The organism is Ruicaihuangia caeni (assembly GCF_040536845.1).
GTDB classification, from domain to species: domain Bacteria; phylum Actinomycetota; class Actinomycetes; order Actinomycetales; family Microbacteriaceae; genus Ruicaihuangia; species Ruicaihuangia caeni.
In genome coordinates this window covers 207,777-221,597 of sequence record NZ_CP159582.1, presented here as the reverse complement: position 1 = coordinate 221,597, position 13,821 = coordinate 207,777, and the positions used below count along the sequence as shown (strand labels likewise).

The following is a 13,821-nucleotide window of genomic DNA, read 5'->3' as shown; positions in this document are numbered from 1 at the left end:
TTCGAGTCGGTTCTCAGGGCTCGGTTCACGTGGCCGTAACCGGCCGTACCGATCGCTCCTCTTGTCGAGTTCGCATCGACGGTCGAGAGCTCACGCCGGCCGAGCCATTGCGGCTGCTGCTCCGCTCCATAGGCTGGGGCGATGGGGCTCTTCACGCGTCGAGATCCGCAAACCCGCTCAGTGACGGCTCCCTCGGCAGGCGTGGAGACCATCGCGCCGACGCGGGGCCTGCTGTCGAGCTCGTTGTGGGGGGACAGGCTCGGACGCTGGTCGGTGCGCAGCCTGCAGCTTCTGCTGATCATCGCGCTGAGCGCGCTCACGATCTGGGCGCTCGTGCAGGTCAAGCTCGTGGTGATCCCGCTGCTCATCGCCATCATCCTCGCGGCGGCAGCAAGCCCCGTCATCGTGCGGCTGCGCCGGTGGATGCCGCCCATGTTGGCCGCGTGGATCACGCTGCTCGGCGGCCTCGCCGTGTTCGGGGGAATCGTCACGCTCATCGTCTTCGCCGTGCGGAACCAGTGGGACGAGTTGGTCGCGTCGGCGACCGAGGGATTCGAAGACCTGCAGCGCTGGCTGGCCGACCTGCAATTGCCTATCGACCAGGCCCAGATAACCGCGGCCCGTGATGCCATCGTCGACTTCATCACCAGCGCCGAGTTCGGCGCCGGCGCGATCGCAGGCGTCTCGCTCGCGACGGAGTTCGTGACCGGCACCGTGCTGGTGATCGTCGTGCTGTTCTTCTTCTTGAAGGACGGGGACCGGATCTGGGCCTTCCTGCTGCGCCCCTTCGACGGAGCCCGCCTGGAGCGCGGACGTCGCATCGGTGACACGTCCGTCAAAGTGCTGGGCGGCTATATACGGGGCACCGCCATCGTTGGCCTGGTCGACGCTCTGGTCATCGGCGTGGGCCTTGCGATCTTGCAGGTGCCGCTCGCGCTTCCGCTCGCAGTCATCGTGTTCCTCGGTTCGTTCATCCCGCTCGTCGGCGCCACCGTTGCCGGTGTCTTCGCTGCGCTCGTGGCGCTGGTAGCGAACGGCCCGGTCGTGGCGCTGATCGTGGTGCTGATCGTGATCGTCGTGAATCAACTCGAGGGCGATCTGCTGCAGCCCATCGTCATGAGTCAGTCGCTCAAGCTGCACCCGCTGATCATCCTCGTCGCACTGACGGTCGGCACGATCCTCGGCGGGATCGCGGGCGCTGTGCTCGCAGTGCCGATCGCCGCGGTCGGGTGGGCGATCGTGAAGGTTTGGGATAAGCCCGATCCGACGCTCGATGCACGCAAGCAGCTCCGCTTGCGACGCGGCGCTCGGAAGGCGTCATGAGCGCTGTCACCTGGGCCCCGCGGTTGCCCCGTGGTCGAGCAGCCCGCGCCACGTCGGCGACGATCGCGCGAGCGTGTTCCCACTAGGCTCGTCCCCGGAAGAGACAGAACCGGTTGACGTTCCTCTTCGGATGATCGGTTCTCGGTGAACGAGGTTGCCAACGGTATGAGCGGAGCGAGGCGTCACGGGGTCGCCACTGGACTCCGCGGGCGGACGCTACTCGTCGTGGCGATGTGCATCGGATCCATGATCTCGATGTTCAACACCACCCTCGTGAACCTCCTGGTTCCGGCGATCGGCGGCGAGTTCGGAGTACCCGCAGTCGGCCTCGAGTGGGTGAGCGCCGCATACACGCTCGCTTACGGCGCCCTTCTGATGATCGGCGGAGCGATCGGCACCGCATTCGGCCGTCGTGCGGCGTTCCTTGCGGGTACCGCCGTATTCACCGCCGCGTCGGTCGCCTGCGCTCTGGCGCCCGACCTGGTCGTGCTTCTCCTCGGACGCGCCCTGCAGGGAGTCGGCGTCGCGCTGCTCCTCCCTCAGACCCTCGCAATCCTGCGTGCTGAGTTCGATGATGCCGCGCAGCGCTCTCGAATGGTCGGGCTCTGGGCCGGGGTCGCGAGCCTGGGATTGAGCGCTGGGCCGGTACTGGGTGGGGTCATTCTCGCGGCGGGAAGCTGGCGGCTGGGGTTCGTGCTCTCTGCTGCGCTGGCGATCGCCGCGTTCATCCTCGGCGCGCGCGGTGTGCCGCCCGCCGCGCACGGGCGGCCGGCGGCCGGAGTCCGCGTCGACTGGGTCGGTGCCGCGATCGGTGCCGTCGGCCTCGGCGGCCTGGTGGAGGGCCTGCTGCAACTGCCCCTCCAGGGATTCGCCTCACCTCTGGTTCTGGGCGCATTCGCAGTCGGCACCGCCTCGATTGCGCTGTTCCTGATCAGGCAGCGGGCGCGCAGCCGTCACGATCGGGTCGTCTTGATCCCGCCCTCGCTTTGGCAGTCGCCGGCAGTGATCGCGGCCAGCGTCGCAGGGCTCGCCTACTTCTTCATGTTCTTCGGCACCTCGTACTTCTACTCGATCGACCTCCAGGAATACCGCGGTCACGACCCGTTCACCGCCGGGTTGCTGTTCCTGCCCATGATGCTGAGCACGGCGGCATTCGGGCCGATCGCCGGCCGCATCGCTGCTCGCTTCGGCATCGCACCCGTGCTGATCACCGGTCTGGGGCTGGGCGCAGCGGGATGCGCTCTGCTGGCAGTGCAATCTGAAGGATCGGGTCCGGCTGATCTCGCATGGCGCCTCGCGGTCGTCGGCGTCGCGTCCGGGCTCATGAGCTCGTCGATGAGCAGCCTCGCGGTCGCGGATGCCGATCCGGCCGACTCGTCGACCGCCGCGGCCCTCCACAACACCTTCCGCCAGATCGGATCCACCCTCGGCGTCGCCGCGCTCGGCGCGATCATCGGCGCCAATGTGCTGGCCCGGCAACCGGATGCAGCGATTGCCCAAACGATGCCGGGTATCGGAGCCGCCATGGCGGTCACCGCCGCGGTGCTGCTCGCCGGTATGGTCACGGTGTTTCTTCTCACAACAAGGAACTCGAATCAGTCAGGAGCATCCGAAGCATGAAGTCCGCGAACTCTGCCGCTGAACCGCTGCGCGGACTCAGCGCGTTCCCGCTCACACCGATCGCCGACCACCGCGTCGATGAGACCGCCTACGCGAGGATCGTGGGCCGTCTCGCCGCAGCTCGCGTCGACACCATCACCGCGCTCGGGTCCACCGGTTCCTACGCGTATCTCACGAGAGCCGAACGCGCGCGGGTCGCCGCCCTCGCGGTCGAGCACGCGGGCGCGACGCCCGTAGTCGTGGGCATCGGTGCGCTTCGCACCGAGCATGTGCTCGAGCATGCAGCGGATGCTGAGGCCGCGGGCGCTGCGGCGCTGCTGCTCGCGCCCATGACCTATCAGGCGCTCACCGCCGACGACGTCTATGGGCTGTTCGACGATGTGACCAGCGCAGTGTCGCTGCCGGTCATCCTCTACGACAACCCGGGCACCACGCATTTCGCCTTCACCGAAGAGCTGTATGCGGCGATCGCGCGTCTCCCGAGAGTCACGTCGATCAAGATCCCTGCGCTGCCCGCCGACTCAGCAGCGGCTGCGGACCGCGTGCAGCGTCTGCGCCAGGTGCTGCCCGCCCATGTGACGATCGGTGTGTCGGGCGACGCCTCTGCGGCGACCGGTCTCTCTGCGAGCTGCGATGCGTGGTATTCGGTCATCGCCGGCACGCTGCCTGAGCCCGCTCTCGCGATCACGCGCGCTGCTCAGGCCGGCCGAGCCGACGAAGCCGCGGCGCTGTCGGCGCGGCTGGCACCGCTTTGGGAACTCTTCGCCGAGCACGGCAGTCTCCGTGTCACGGCAGCGATCGCGGAGCACCTGGACCTGGCGCGACCGTACTGCCTGCCGTTGCCGATCAAGGGCCTTGGCGATGCGGACCGCCGCCGTGTCGCCCGTGTCGTCGAGGAACTCGGCCTCGGCCGATAGCGTCATCCGGCGCCGGTCATCCTGGGCGCGGCTCGCTGCACCTGCTGCGAGGAGCTACCCTTCGGCCGCGGTCGCCTCCTTGGGGAGCTTGCGAACGCGAGGGCGACGGCGCCGACGCTCCGGGATCATCGAGCGCATCTCTTCGAGCTTGCCGAAGCACAGCAGCCGATCGCCGGCCTCCAGCTCGACGGCATCCTTGGGATTCGGGATCACATTGGCGCCGCGGTGGAGGGTGAGCACGGTGATGTCTCGCTCTCGCAGTCCCGAGTCTCGCAGCGAGCGGCCTACCATATCGGCGTTCGCGTGCACGACGAGTTCTGCGACTCCGTACCCGGTCGACACGCTCAGCCGCTGACGCACATCGATCTCTGGGAAGGCGACCTGATTGCCGATGTAGTCGACGATGGCACCGGCCAGGTCGAGTCCGGTGGCGCGTTCGATGCCCTCGAGGCCGGGGGATGAGTTCACCTCCATGACCAAGGGGCCCTCGTTGCCTTCCAGCATGTCGACGCCGGCGACGCGCAGGCCCATGATCTGAGCCGAGCGCACGGCGGCCTGCTCGTACTCGGCCGGGAGGTCGATCGCCTCGACGGTGCCTCCGCGATGCACGTTCGAGCGGAACTCGTCGCCGCTGGCGGTGCGCCGCATCGCGGCGACGACCCGATCACCGACCACGAGGGCGCGGATGTCGCGGCCCCGGCTCTCGGCGATGAAGCTCTGGATCAGGACGTTCTGGTTCGTCGAGTGCAGCGTCTCGATGATCGCCTCGGCGATCTTCACCTCGGGTGCGAGGATCACGCCGATGCCCTGCGTGCCCTCGAGCAGCTTGATCACGACCGGGGCGCCGCCGACCTGATCGATCGCGAGACGCACATCACCGCGGTGGTGCACGAAGGCCGTCGCGGGCATTCCGATGTTGTGCCGCGACAGGATCTGGGTGGCTCGAAGCTTGTCCCTTGAGTTGATGATGCCGTTGGCGGTGTTCGGCGTGTAGACATCCATCTGCTCGAACTGGCGAACGACCGCCGTGCCGAAGTACGTGATGGAGGCGCCGATCCGAGGCAGGATCGCGTCGTAGTGCGAGAGGAACTTGCCCCTGTAGTGCAGGTCGGGCTCAGGACCCGACAGGTCGATCGCGAAGCGCAGAGTGTTGAGCACTTTCACGCGATGCCCCCGTTGCACGGCCGCCGCCCGAAGTCGCTGCGTGGAATACGCCTGGGGGGCGCGCGAAAGGATGGCGAGCTTCAAGTGGGGTTCCTGCCAAGATGATCGAGTGAACAGCGACATCCATTCAAGCACCCTCGTGGGGTGGCGAGAATGGGCGAGCCTGCCGGGAATCCAGGTGCCGTGGATCAAGGCGAAGATCGATACCGGCGCCCGGAGCTCCGCACTGCACGCCTTCGATCTCGAGCAGTCGCCCGATGGCAAGCGAGTCCGCTTCCAAGTCCATCCCTGGCAAGCCAGCGATGACGGGGCGATCGACGTCGAGTGCGATGTGCACGATCGGCGCACGGTGCGCAGCTCCTCCGGGCACAGCGAGGAGCGCATCGTGGTGCTACTCGACATTCGTCTCGCCGGTCGTCTCGTCACCGCCGAGACGACCCTGACGAACCGCGACGAGATGGGGTTCCGCATGCTCATCGGCCGCGAAGCGCTCCGCCAGGGCTTCCTGGTCGATCCCGCCGCCTCGTATCTCGGAGGCAGGGCACCACGGCGCGTGCGATTGGCGAACCGCGGCGCGTGATCGCGGGGCAGGATCGGTTCTCGCCGGGATCGGCACGCGCTCGATAGGATCGGCGCGTGATCCTGGGGCGCGAGCGCGAGCGAAGGGCGCTTCTCGACGCACTTGACGGGGCCCGCGAGTCGCGCGGAGGGGCGCTCGTGCTCCGGGGCGAGGCGGGCATCGGAAAGTCAGCGCTGCTGACCTCTCTGCTCGATGCTGACGCCGCCGGCATGCGTGTGCTCCGAACGCAGGGCATCGAGAGCGAGAGCCCGCTCGCATTCGCAGCGCTGCACCGCCTGCTGCTGCCGCTGCTGGATCGACTCGACAGGTTGCCTCCACCGCAGGCGCGAGCCTTGTCGGCGCAGATGCTGGGCCACGGACCGGTGGTCGGGAGCGATGAGCGCGTGCTGGTGTTCCTGGGGGCGCTCACGCTCATCACTGACGCCGCTGAGGATGCGCCCCTGGTGTGCCTCGTGGACGACGCCCACTGGCTCGATGACGCTTCTGCGGCTGCGCTGCTGTTCATCTCGCGCCGCATCGATGTCTCTCCAGTGGCCATGGTGTTCGCGGCGCGCGACGGCGACGCTCGCCGGTTCGACGCGGCGGATCTGCCGAGCGTGCGCCTCGAAGGGCTCGAACCGGGCGCGGCGGAGGCTCTGCTTCAGCACAGCGCGGCGGGGCACGAGCTTGCACCTGCCGTTCGGCGTGACCTGATTGCCCGCACGGGCGGCAACCCGCTCGCGCTGATGGAGATTCCGCGTGCGCTGACCGAGTCGCAGGTGGCGGGTCTCTCGCCGCTCTCTGGTCACCTGCCGCTCACCGACCACCTCGAGCGGGTGTTCCTCGACCGTGTGCGACGGCTGCCAGCCGGAGCGCAGACCCACCTGCTGATCGCCGCCATCGACGACACCGGAAGCGCCGCAGTCATCCGTCGCGCGTCTGAGCTGCTCGGCGTTGCTGAGGCGGAGGCAGACGCCGCTGAGCACACCGACTTGATCGCCGTGACCGGCTCGACGCTTGAGATGCGGCATCCCCTCGTTCGATCCGCGCTGCATTGGGGTGCTTCGCTCGGGGAGCGCCGGCGCGTTCACGCCGCACTCGCCAACGCCCTGGAACTGTACGGCGATCTCGATCGGGCGATCTGGCACCGCGCAGCTGCCGTCGATGGGCCGGAGGAGGAGACGGCCGAGCTGTTGGCACAGGCGGCCGAGCGGTTTCGGCTGCACGGGGGTCATGAGGCCGCATCGGCCGCGTTCGAGCGCGCCGCGCAGCTCTCAGAGAACGGCGATCGGATGCAGCAGCGGCTCTTCGACGCAGCGAACTCGGCCTGGCTCGCCGGAGACCCGGAGCGCACGCGCGTGCTCGCGCAACGAGTGCGAGCAACAGCCACGAGTCGTGAGTTGCAGGCCGAAGCCGATCGACTCCGTGCCTTCGTCGAGATGAACTACGGCTCGGTTCGCCTGGCGCACGGCATCCTTGCTGGCGCGGCCGGCGAGGCCCTCGCGGCGAGCGACGCGGAGCGTGCGAGACGGTTCGGCATGATCGCGACGGCATTGGCGGCGTTCGGTGCGGAATCCGGGGCAACTATCGATGTGCGGGCCATTGCGGCCCTCGAACCGGGAACGACCGGGCGCTCGGCGTCGTGCTTCACCGCGTTGCTACTCGGCATGGACCATATGCTTCATGATCGCCTCGCCGACGGCGCTGCTGAACTGCGCCGTGCGCTCGAGCTCGGCGAGGGACTGCCGCACACCGACCTGCTGACGAACCTGGGCATTGCCGCGTTGACGCTCGGAGATGACGAGGCAGCTCTCCGCTGGCACGATCGTCAACTCGACGCTGCGCGCGCCAATTCGTCGGTGCAGGAGACGCTCCACGCGCTCACCCGGCGGGCACTGGTGCAGCTGCCCGCCGGGCGTTGGAGCGAGCTCCGCGCCGCCGGCGAAGAAGTGCTGGATCTCGCGCGAGCCGCGGGCCACGAGAATCAGCTCGCGCTCCCGCTCGCACAGCTGCTGGTCATCGACGCATACCGCGGCGCTCCTGGCGTCGCGGCACGTGCCGACGAGGTCGAGCAGCTCACGCGCTCCCATCCCTCCGGCGTGCTCGAAGCCATCACGCTCGATCTCACGAGGTGGGCGCGCGGCATCGAAGCGGCCCGCGACGATCCCCGGGAAGCGCTTCGTTGCTTCCAAGCGGTGCAGCACCGTGGAATCGCTCAGGCGGCGGCAATCGACCTCATCGAGGTCGCAGTCCGCAGTGGCGATGCCGATGCCGTGGCGAGGTCGACCGGGCAGATCGCCGGCTTCGCGGCGGCGACAGGCAACTCGTGGGCACACGCGATCGTCGAACATGCAAAGGCGCTTAGTGCGCAGACCGAGGAACGGGAGCGTCATTTTCGTTCAGCGCTGGAGCACCATGCCTCGTCGATGAGACCGTTGAGCCACGCGCGCACAAGGCTCGCGTATGGCGAGTATCTGCGTCGTGCTCGCCGCAGAGTCGACGCGCGCGAGCAGTTCCGCATCGCAGCGTCGATGTTCGACGAGCTGAAGGTGGCGCCTTGGGCCGACCGCGCACGCGACGAACTCCGCGCGTCTGGTGAGACCATGCGACGCCACGCGACCGGAGCCGAACTTCCGTCGCTGACAGCGCAGGAACTGCAAGTCGCGCGCCACGTGCAGGAGGGGCTCTCGAATCGCGAGGTCGCTGCGCGCCTGTTCGTCAGCCCCCGGACGGTGGAGTTCCACTTGCGGAATATCTTCGCGAAGCTGGGCATCGCTTCACGCGCCGCGCTCGCCAACGTGCCGCTCGACCCTGCAGCCTGACAACACAGGTCCCCATCGGCACCGGCGGCTGCTTTCCACTGCACCGAGATCGCCGGCAGCGTCGCAGGCCCTGAACGTCGCCTGACAGCTGGAGCGCCGAGCGGGCGATGCACCCAGGAACCTGGTGGTTTCACCGGTGCGGCCCGGTGACCCTGGCGAAAAGCATAGGGATATGCAGATCGCCATCCTTCTCTTCGACGGGTTCGCCTCGCTCGACGCAGTGTCGCTCCATGACACGCTCAGCCGGCTGCCCGAAGCCGAGGCCACGTTCATCGGCGAGACGGTCGGGCCAGTGCGAGACGAGTCACGTCGTGTCGAACTGACCGCGGATGCGGCTCTCCACGAACTGCCTCGGCCGCACATCATCGCGCTCCCTGGCGGTGTCGGCGCCGCGCTGTTCCGCGAGAACGGAACGCTGCACCGGTGGCTCCGCAATGCTGCAGCGGATGCGGGGCTGTTCATGTCGGTGTCGCACGGCTCGTTGATCGCCGCATCAGCGGGGCTCTTATCGGGCCGAACGGTGGCGGCACCGCCCGTGCTCCGCGATGAACTCGCCGGCCTCGGCGTCGTGGCGGTCGACCAGGCGATCGCGATCGATGACCGCTTCGTGACGATGGCGGACGCCTCAGCCATCGCGCTCTTCACACCCACCACAGCCTTCGCGAAAGGACTCCTCCAATGAACCCGTCAACCGGACCGGCCGCGCCTGCCCCGATCATCGTCGCAGAGCGACTCGTCAAGACGTACGGATCGGGCGCCGCGGCCGTGCACGCCCTCGACCATGCCACTCTTTCAATCGCTGCGGGACGATTCACCGCGGTCATGGGCCCTTCCGGCTCCGGCAAGTCGACCATGATGCACGTGATGGCGGGGCTCGACTCGGTCGATTCGGGGACAGTGCGACTCGGCGGCGTCGAGCTGACGGAACTCAGCGAACGCGAGCGGACTGTGCTGCGCCGCCGCAAGGTCGGGTTCGTGTTCCAGAGCTTCAACCTCGTGCCCTCCCTCACCGCGGCTGAGAACATCGAGCTGCCGCTGCGGCTGGCCGGCAAGCGAGCCGACTCGGCGTGGGTGGACGAGCTCGTGACGACGCTCGGCATTCAGGAGCGTCTGTCGCATCGTCCCAACGAGCTCTCTGGCGGCCAGCAGCAGCGCGTCGCTGTGGCGCGAGCGTTGGCCTCGCGTCCAGAAGTCGTCTTCGCGGATGAGCCCACCGGTGCGTTGGACTCCCGCGCAGGTCGCGCCCTTCTGGCGTTCCTTCAGCGGGCGTCGCGCGAGTTCGGCCAGACGATCGTCATGGTCACTCATGATCCGGTCGCCGCCGGGTTCGCCGACCGGGTTGAGTTCCTCGCCGACGGCCAGGTCGTCGACGGGTTCGACCACCCGACCGCGCAGGCCGTGCTCGATCGCATGGCACGGTTCGATGCTGTCGCAGAGGAGGTGGCAGCATGATCCGGTTCACGCTCGCGCAACTCATCGCTCACCGCGTCAGGCTCGCTCTCACCGTCATCGCGGTGATCCTCGGCGTGGCCTTCGTAACCGGAAGCCTCGTGCTCAACGACACCGCGCAGCGGCTCTTCGACGAGCAGTTCCGCACGGCATCCGCCGGTGCAGACCTGACCGTTCGCACCGCCACTGCGTTCGACTCGGGCATGGGTGTCGAAGTCGAACGGGACCCTCTCCCTGCTCATGTGGTCGAACAGGTCGCGGCCATTGACGGCGTCGATGCAGCGATCGCCGTTGCGAAAGGCTCCGTGCGGCTCGAAGACCGCGAGGTCGATCTGGGTGCCGCGCAGCTCACCTCGTGGATTCCGCAACCGGTGGGTGCGTTTCCTCTCCGCGACGGCACCGCGCCGGTCGAGGCAGGCGAAGTCGCGCTCGATGTCGCGTCGGCCGGCACGCTCGGCCTTCGCATCGGCGATCGGCTGACGCTCGTCGCCGATCAGCGCATTGAGGTTCGCATCGTCGGCCTCGTGGGCTTCGGTGATGCCGAAGGCCCTCCGGTCGGAACTGCCGTGATCGCTTCTCTCGGTACCGCGCAAGAGGCGCTGGGGCTGGGCGCGGCGGTATCAGAGCTGATGATCACCACCGATCTCGCTGTGAACGAGCTTCAACCGCTGCTAGGAGAGGTCCTCGGCGCCTCGTACCAGGTCGCCACTGCTCAGGACCTCGCGACCGCGGGCGCCGAAGCCGCCGCCTCGAATCTCGAGATGCTCCAGATCGTGCTCGTCGCGATGTCGGTCGCGGCGCTGCTGATGGGGTCGTTCCTCATCGGCAACACCTTCGCCATCGTCGTGTCGCAACGCACCCGCGAGCTCGCCATGGTTCGAGCGACCGGAGCCACCGGCGCGCAGATCCTCCGTTCTGTGCTCGGCGAGGCCCTCGTCGTCGGCATGGCAGCCTCGGGAATCGGCACGATGGTCGGCATCGGCGGGGCGATCGGGCTGCGGGCCTTGGCTCGCGGCGCGGGAGTGACCATCCCAGATGGCGACCTCGTCGTGGAACCGCGCACCGTGCTGGTGGCCGTCTGCGTGGGAGTGATCGTCACGCTGGCCGCCGCGATAGGCCCGGCTCGCCGGGCAGCAGCGATCTCGCCGGTCGCCGCAATGCGGCAGAGCGCAGCGGAGGCGAGGCTTGTGTCGCGCGCGCGGACGACAGTCGGAGCAGCTCTCCTCACAGTCGGTGCGGTGCTCGCGGCGATGCCATCCTTCGGCGCCGACATGCCCGTGCTCGCTGTCGGTCTCGGCACCGCGCTCGCCGGCGTGATTCTCATAGCTCCGGTGGTGATCCGCCCGATGGTCCGTGCGATCGGTGCCCCGCTGTCACGCATGGGAGTGGCTGCGCGGCTGGCGCAGGAGTCTGCGGAGCGCGCCCCGCGGCGCACCTCGGCAACCGTGATGGCGCTCGCGCTCGGCCTTGCGCTCATGAGCTTCGCCGCGATCGTCGGCGCTTCGGTCAAGACGGCAACCGGTGAGCAGTACCGCGAGGCGATCCAAGCGGATGTCGTGGTCGAGAGTGCCGGTCAGGAGATGCTCGGGGGAGTGCACGCCGCCGTCTTCGACGAGGTGCTCGGAGTCGATGAGGTCGGTGCAGCGACCCGGCTCAAGTACGGCCACTGGCGCGACGCCGGCATGATGAGCGCGCTGAGCGCCGTCGACCCAGACGCCATCCAAGAAGTGGCCGTGATCCGAATGATCGACGGCGAGATCGTGGATCTCGCGACGCCCGGGGGTGTGGTGATCGCACAGCGCGTCGCGGAGGAGCGTGACCTCGGTGTCGGCGACGAGCTCACCATGACGTTCGCCCGCACCGGAGAAGAGGCGTTGCCGGTGGTAGGTGTCGTCGCTGACACCACTGCGCGCGCGCTGCAGACCGACTTCCTGGTCTCGCTCGACACGTACGCGCAGCATTTCACGGAAGATATGGATGCCAGTGTGTTCGTTGTGGGAGCCGCCGGCGTCACCGCCGACCGGCTGGCCGCCGCGCTCGAACGCGAACTCGTTGACCACCCCACCGTGCAAGTGCGAGACCAGGCCGCGGTGATCGCGGGGCGCACGCAGATCATCGATCAGCTCTTCGGCCTCGTCACCGTTCTGCTCGCGTTCGCACTGCTCATCGCCGTACTGGGCATCGCCAACACGCTCGCCCTGTCGATCGTCGAGCGCACGCGCGAGATCGGCCTGCTTCGCGCCCTCGGCATGTCCCGGGCGCACGTGGGAGCGATGGTCCAATCAGAGGCCGTGTTCGTCGCTGCGACCGCAGTGGTGATCGGAACAGTCCTCGGCGCTGCGGCAGCGTTCGCGGCCGTCGGTGCGCTCGGCACCATCGCGCCGCTGCCACTCGTGGTACCGCTGGATCAACTCGCGTGGCTAGGCGCCGCTGTCGCCCTCGCCGGTCTGCTCGCCGCCTTCGCACCGGCGCGGCGCGCGGCCGCGCTGCCCGCATTGGACGCGATCTCGCATGACTGAGTCGCGCACAACCGGTCTCCTCCTCTCAGTGGTCGCCGCGCAGTTCCTCGTGATGCTCGACTCATCGGTCATCAACGTCGCGCTGCCATCCCTCACAAGCGACCTTGGCCTCGACAGTGTCGGTGCCGCCTGGGTGTTGAACTCCTACTTCCTCACCTTTGGCGGCCTGCTGCTGGTCGCCGGACGGGCAGCGGATGTCTTCGGCCGCCGGCGAATGTTCATGATCGGTGCGGCGGCACTGCTCGCCGGATCCCTGCTCGGCGTCGTCGCCGGCGCCGAAGGAGTGCTCCTCGCCGCTCGGCTGATGCAGGGGGCCGGTGCGGCGCTCCTCAGCCCAGCTGCCATGGCGATCATCCTCGCCCGCTTCGACGGACGAGCGCGAGCCGGGGCGATGAGCGCGTGGGGCGCGGCATCCACCGTCGGCGGTGCCGTGGGCGTCACGGCAGGTGGGCTCGTCACGGGTGCGCTCGGGTGGCAGTCGGTCTTCGTGCTCACCGCGGGGGTCGCGGCGCTAGTGACATTCGCCGCCTGGAAGACACTTCCTCCAGACGAGGACCGCGCCCGCCGTTCGTTCGATGTGATGGGCGCGCTCGCGCTCACCGGCGCCGCCATCGGCGTCGTGTTCGCCGTGCTCTCGGTACCCCACTACGGGTGGGTCTCCGTCCAAACCCTTGGCGGTTCGGTGGCAGCGGGCGTTTGCTTCGCCGTCTTCGTCACGGCAGAACGCAGAGCAGCCGACCCCGTGCTGCCGCTCACGCTGCTGCGCGATCCCCGCGTGGCGGGCGGGATTGCCGCGAACGCATTCGGCGGTGCAGCGAGGATCGGATGCTTCGTGCTCATCGCCATGGTGCTCCAACAGGTGATGCGCCTCGAACCGGAGTCGGCGGGCCTCGCCATGCTGCCGACGTCGATCGCAGGGTTCGCTGTGAGCGCCCTCGTGCTGCCGCGACTGCTCGCAGCCTTCGGGCCCGAGCGGGTCACCATCGCCGGACTCGCATCGGTCTGCGTGGCCCACATCATGCTCTCGAACGTGTCGCTAGAGACCCCGTACTGGCAGCATGTGTTGCCGGCACTGCTGCTCGCCGCCTTCGGCGTGGCCGCCAGCTTCACCCCGACCACGCTGGTGATCGCCCAGGGAATCGCGGCGCGCAACGCCGGTGTCGGCTCGGGCCTCGCCTCGTCGAGCGCGCAAGTGGGCGGCGCTGTGGGGCTGGCCGTTTTCGGAGCGATCGACACCTCCGTGCGCGCAGCGGCCCTCGAAGCCGGCGAGAGCGCGCTCACGGCCTCCCAGACGGGGCTCTCGGCAGCGCACCTGGCCGCCGCGATAGCCGCTGCGCTTGCAGTGCTCGTCGCCCTCGGTACGTTCCCCGGACTGCGTCGCAACGGCAGCCCGCGGCGTACGTTCGCAGCACCTGCGGATCGCCCGCTGCGGCAGCTGGTGAGGTGAG

At 68.5% G+C, this 13,821-nt stretch carries 10 protein-coding genes; 9 read left to right on the top strand and 1 reads right to left on the bottom strand.

Translation table 11 applies throughout. The features are described 5' to 3' along the window. The first annotated feature begins 141 nt into the window (after window positions 1-141). The 3 genes from ABV606_RS01030 to ABV606_RS01020 all read left to right on the top strand — a co-directional run bounded on the left by ABV606_RS01030 (window position 142) and on the right by ABV606_RS01020 (window position 3,860). Window positions 142-1,323 (top strand): AI-2E family transporter, encoded by a 1,182-nt coding sequence (locus tag ABV606_RS01030; RefSeq protein ID WP_353988022.1) that lies wholly within the window; start codon window positions 142-144, stop codon window positions 1,321-1,323. Between the two features lie 231 nt (window positions 1,324-1,554). Next, complete coding sequence (locus ABV606_RS01025; protein WP_353988751.1) at window positions 1,555-2,943, top strand: MFS transporter; 1,389 nt, start codon at window positions 1,555-1,557, stop codon at window positions 2,941-2,943. After that, window positions 2,940-3,860, top strand: coding sequence for a dihydrodipicolinate synthase family protein (locus tag ABV606_RS01020; RefSeq protein WP_353988021.1), 921 nt, complete (start codon window positions 2,940-2,942; stop codon window positions 3,858-3,860). The genes ABV606_RS01025 and ABV606_RS01020 overlap by 4 nt, the downstream gene beginning before the upstream one ends. Before the next feature lie 54 nt (window positions 3,861-3,914). On the opposite strand, the gene rimK is transcribed toward ABV606_RS01020, so the two are convergent. Beyond that, complete coding sequence (gene rimK / locus ABV606_RS01015) at window positions 3,915-5,108, bottom strand: 30S ribosomal protein S6--L-glutamate ligase (RefSeq protein WP_281487619.1); 1,194 nt, start codon at window positions 5,106-5,108, stop codon at window positions 3,915-3,917. A 25-nt stretch (window positions 5,109-5,133) separates the two neighbouring features. Between rimK and ABV606_RS01010 the strand changes: the two genes are divergently transcribed. The 6 genes from ABV606_RS01010 to ABV606_RS00985 all read left to right on the top strand — a co-directional run bounded on the left by ABV606_RS01010 (window position 5,134) and on the right by ABV606_RS00985 (window position 13,820). Beyond that, window positions 5,134-5,604 (top strand): ATP-dependent zinc protease family protein, encoded by a 471-nt coding sequence (locus tag ABV606_RS01010; RefSeq protein WP_281487620.1) that lies wholly within the window; start codon window positions 5,134-5,136, stop codon window positions 5,602-5,604. A 56-nt stretch (window positions 5,605-5,660) separates the two neighbouring features. Then, window positions 5,661-8,405: an ATP-binding protein gene (locus tag ABV606_RS01005; protein ID WP_353988020.1), complete on the top strand. Its 2,745-nt coding sequence runs from the start codon at window positions 5,661-5,663 to the stop codon at window positions 8,403-8,405. A gap of 172 nt (window positions 8,406-8,577) precedes the next feature. After that, the gene (locus ABV606_RS01000) at window positions 8,578-9,087 is read left to right on the top strand and encodes a DJ-1/PfpI family protein (protein WP_281487622.1); all 510 of its coding nucleotides are present in this window, start codon (window positions 8,578-8,580) and stop codon (window positions 9,085-9,087) included. Further along, the gene (locus ABV606_RS00995; protein ID WP_353988019.1) at window positions 9,084-9,857 is read left to right on the top strand and encodes an ABC transporter ATP-binding protein; all 774 of its coding nucleotides are present in this window, start codon (window positions 9,084-9,086) and stop codon (window positions 9,855-9,857) included. Before ABV606_RS01000 ends, ABV606_RS00995 begins: the two co-directional genes overlap by 4 nt. Then, entirely contained in the window at window positions 9,854-12,373 is a 2,520-nt protein-coding gene (locus ABV606_RS00990; protein ID WP_353988018.1) for an ABC transporter permease, read from the top strand. The genes ABV606_RS00995 and ABV606_RS00990 overlap by 4 nt, the downstream gene beginning before the upstream one ends. Next, entirely contained in the window at window positions 12,366-13,820 is a 1,455-nt protein-coding gene (locus ABV606_RS00985; protein ID WP_353988017.1) for an MFS transporter, read from the top strand. Before ABV606_RS00990 ends, ABV606_RS00985 begins: the two co-directional genes overlap by 8 nt. Window position 13,821 lies beyond the last annotated feature (1 nt).

Coding starts and splice junctions, on each gene's coding strand:
- ABV606_RS01025 (WP_353988751.1), top strand. CDS start 1,555: ATGTGCATCGGATCCATGATCTCGATGTTCAACACCACCCTCGTGAAC.
- ABV606_RS01000 (WP_281487622.1), top strand. CDS start 8,578: ATGCAGATCGCCATCCTTCTCTTCGACGGGTTCGCCTCGCTCGACGCA.
- ABV606_RS00985 (WP_353988017.1), top strand. CDS start 12,366: ATGACTGAGTCGCGCACAACCGGTCTCCTCCTCTCAGTGGTCGCCGCG.
- ABV606_RS01020 (WP_353988021.1), top strand. CDS start 2,940: ATGAAGTCCGCGAACTCTGCCGCTGAACCGCTGCGCGGACTCAGCGCG.
- ABV606_RS00990 (WP_353988018.1), top strand. CDS start 9,854: ATGATCCGGTTCACGCTCGCGCAACTCATCGCTCACCGCGTCAGGCTC.
- ABV606_RS01030 (WP_353988022.1), top strand. CDS start 142: ATGGGGCTCTTCACGCGTCGAGATCCGCAAACCCGCTCAGTGACGGCT.
- ABV606_RS00995 (WP_353988019.1), top strand. CDS start 9,084: ATGAACCCGTCAACCGGACCGGCCGCGCCTGCCCCGATCATCGTCGCA.